The organism is Endozoicomonas sp., from assembly GCF_051008435.1.
Taxonomy (GTDB): Bacteria; Pseudomonadota; Gammaproteobacteria; order Pseudomonadales; family Endozoicomonadaceae; genus Endozoicomonas_A.
In genome coordinates this window covers 1-3,127 of the sequence record NZ_JBPCXO010000312.1, presented here as the reverse complement: position 1 = coordinate 3,127, position 3,127 = coordinate 1, and the positions used below count along the sequence as shown (strand labels likewise).

The following is a 3,127-nucleotide window of genomic DNA, read 5'->3' as shown; positions in this document are numbered from 1 at the left end:
TAATGTCCACCAGATTAAAACCGACTTTTTCACACAATGCCTCCAGCTGTTTTTTGCGGGTGCCTTTCCCCCTGGGATTGGAAAAATACACATTCTGGTACTGCTGGCTTTCTTCATGGGCCATCATGCGCTGGTACTGTGGATTGGCCTCCAACTTTTTCATAGCCTTCACAAAAGTGCCTGCCCCCTCGCCATGCACCAGCCAGTTGACTCGAGCGTCCCTGGCCATGGCCTGCTGCAGAAGCGCCAGCAGAATACTGGCTTGCTTGTCCGATGAATGCTGATCTTTCTGCCAGAACAGTGAGTAATGGTTATTGAACTGGTTAATATCTCTTTCTACCAGCTTATAGGCATTACGAATGTGTTCAATCAGTTTTCTACCAGCTGCCTCTTTGTCTTCAAACTTTCCACTCACCGCAGCATAGTGAATATTGTTCCAGCCATGATCCAGCTCCAAATGTTGTCTGTACTCATCACCCGTTTGCCACTTTTTAGACTTCTGGTCATATACAACCTTATAGACTCCGGTATTCTGATTGCCTGAAGGTGAAATACTGTCATTGATCTCCAGCAGGTAGATGCCCACATCACCCTTGGCGTCAATGGTGTAGTGCAGGCTACCGCCTTCCAGATCCAATGATTTACTCTCGCCATTGCGCGCTCCCGCCATTGAACAGAGTTGATGGGCCGTGCGTACAATAATGGTCTTGTAATAGTTACCGGTATGAGTCCGTTTCAGCTCTTCCCAAAGCGGGTAGTGCTGCTTGAGCACATAGACATTGCGACTGACGTTGGAGCTTTCATCTTGACGGATAATCAACTGCCAGGTTCGGTTTAGCTGGCTGATACTGGTCATAACAAATCCCTTGTCGTGTTATTCGTGTGGTTCTTATGGCCTTGTTAACTCTGAGTACGCCTATTCAGGATTCAACTCCGGAGGCTGACTCCCCGGTTTGGTAATCACGGTATCGGGCTCAACTTCATATTCACCCTGCCGCCACTCCGGGTAAACCCAGGGTTCCGGAGTGCGGTATTGGCGGGCCCTGTCATCGGGCCAACGCTTCCTGGCATCATCCAATGCCGTCTGAGCAGAAGGGCTGAGTGAAAGCTGAATACTGTCTATGACCGAGTCTCGCAATTCGTTCATATGTTGCAAACAAGACTCAACCGGGGCATAACCCAGATACCAGAAATTAACCCGTAGAAAAAAACGTTGACCCAGCGGGATAAACAAATGGCTGTCAAAGCTGGCGGGCTGACTGGCCAATAACTCTATGTCTTTCTTTTCATACTGGGCAAAGTCCCTATGCACCTCATGGTAAATCCAAGTGCTGCCATTCACCTCTTTAACACGCCAGTTAATGGGTGCACTAAAGTAGCCCTTTGTTGGTCTCATCGGATAATCAAAATAAAGATCACGAATCAGTAATTGTTCAAAATGAGAGGGATTAAAACAGCTCATCGTCTCTGGCAACGCATCAGACCGGCAAACCACCATAGAAAAAGCTACAGTACCTACAGGCTGTTCCCGCCAGACAGGGCCGAATAATTCCCAACTGCGCTTGGTGACTCCCTGGGTCTCAAGCCCTTCCTGCTCATGGAGTTCCTTGAATCGCATATCGCCCAACTGCTCAATGCTGGTAAAACTGCAGCTGTCGTAAAGATTGATTTGGGTTTTGACCGGCTCGGCAGGGAACCCCTCATAATCATGATGAGGTGGAAGCTCTATCTTGAGAACGCTACCTGAGAAGTCTATTTCATAGCTTTCCCGCTCATAGCGATCAGGAATCCAGGGGGCTTTGCGTGTGGCAAAAAGTCGTTTCAACATCCTGTTTCTACTTCTTTTGAGAGGCTATTTGGGAAACTCGACACTTCTGTCTGGATTATTAGCCGATCCAATATGTTCCAAACAGCCTCTGTGAATCAGACTATGCAACTGATTTAACAGTGCCACTGATACTAAACCATGCCTGGTTAGAACACCATAGTTCTCCAGTTTCGTGGCTGGCATGGCTTAGAATGGGCGCAAGCGCCCTGTGTTATGAAGATCACACTACCTTGATTTTTCCGGTAACAGCGCTGTTGATTAGGGTAGCCCGGTATTCTTTCAGCTTATCGATTTGTTGTTGCTGGAGGGTGATGGCTTTGTCGATCTTGGAAGCTTCAGACTCAACATACTCGATAATCTGATCCTGTTCTCTCCGTTCAGGAAAGCCCAATTCCATACCAAAGAACATATGGCTATAAAATCTCAGTCTTGAAGAGTGCAGACCTGTTGAGACACGATTATAGTGTTCGATGTACTTTGTCGTTTTTAAAAGATACTCAAGATACTTTGGGTTGAAGCTTCCAGCTTTTATTTGCCTGAAAATGCCATAGGATGAACTCACAATCCCCAATCTGTCGGACACCCCCAATGCCCCCATCCATGCCCACATAATGTTGAATACAAGGTCATCTTTCTGGCAGGTTTTTGAGCCTGTATAGTCCTCTGCCATGAACATGGTGACATTCTTTCAGAGCGAGGGGTCACCCCCGTCATGTGGGACACCGAGAGCAACTCTTCCTTGCCATCAACAGAACGCTCATCCACTTCATTGAATAGATACTTTGCTCTCTTCACTCCCCAATGCGCCGGAATCTCCCCAACCCACTCGACACCGGAATCTCGCATGGGGGCTTGTGGATCAAGGCCACGGGTGACCGCATTCTGAATCAGGATTTGTCGGCGCTCTTTCAGCAGTTCGATCTGTTTTTTCTTGATGGTTACGGCTTGGTCGATTTTTGCAGATTCAATATCAAGATAGTTCGCTATACACAGTTGCTCCTCTAAAGAAGGCAAGCATATTGAATAGTTACCAATAGATTCTTGAGAAATCCCTAAAAATGTTGCGCCTGTACCATTAATTTTTACGTAATCCTGAAATTTGTCACTCATCATGTAATAGAACATGAACCTTGACTGAAAGTATGGTTTCTCATTTTCCTGAATCCGTGAGGTCATGATCGTTAAATTTGCCAAAAACTCAGTAATATCAGCATCTGTAGACTAATATTTGCTCATCTGGGTTTTCACTCTATAAGTGCATTTTTGTGGAACTGAAATTTGAGCAATCCGACACGGAAT

General features: G+C 46.4%; 4 protein-coding genes. All 4 read right to left on the bottom strand.

All coding sequences use genetic code 11. The features are described 5' to 3' along the window. On the bottom strand, window positions 1-856 hold an 856-nt coding region (locus ACR2PX_RS15755; protein ID WP_434000308.1), incomplete at its 3' end, for a hypothetical protein. A 60-nt stretch (window positions 857-916) separates the two neighbouring features. Then, window positions 917-1,828: a hypothetical protein gene (locus tag ACR2PX_RS15750; protein ID WP_434000307.1), complete on the bottom strand. Its 912-nt coding sequence runs from the start codon at window positions 1,826-1,828 to the stop codon at window positions 917-919. Window positions 1,829-2,048: 220 nt separating this feature from the next. Next, a complete protein-coding gene (locus ACR2PX_RS15745) occupies window positions 2,049-2,390 on the bottom strand; it encodes a restriction endonuclease subunit S (RefSeq protein WP_434000306.1) in 342 nt (113 codons plus the stop codon). Next, window positions 2,387-3,004 carry a hypothetical protein gene (locus ACR2PX_RS15740; protein WP_434000305.1) on the bottom strand — a complete coding sequence of 206 codons (618 nt, stop codon included), beginning with the start codon at window positions 3,002-3,004 and terminating at the stop codon, window positions 2,387-2,389. The genes ACR2PX_RS15745 and ACR2PX_RS15740 overlap by 4 nt, the downstream gene beginning before the upstream one ends. Window positions 3,005-3,127: the final 123 nt, after the last annotated feature.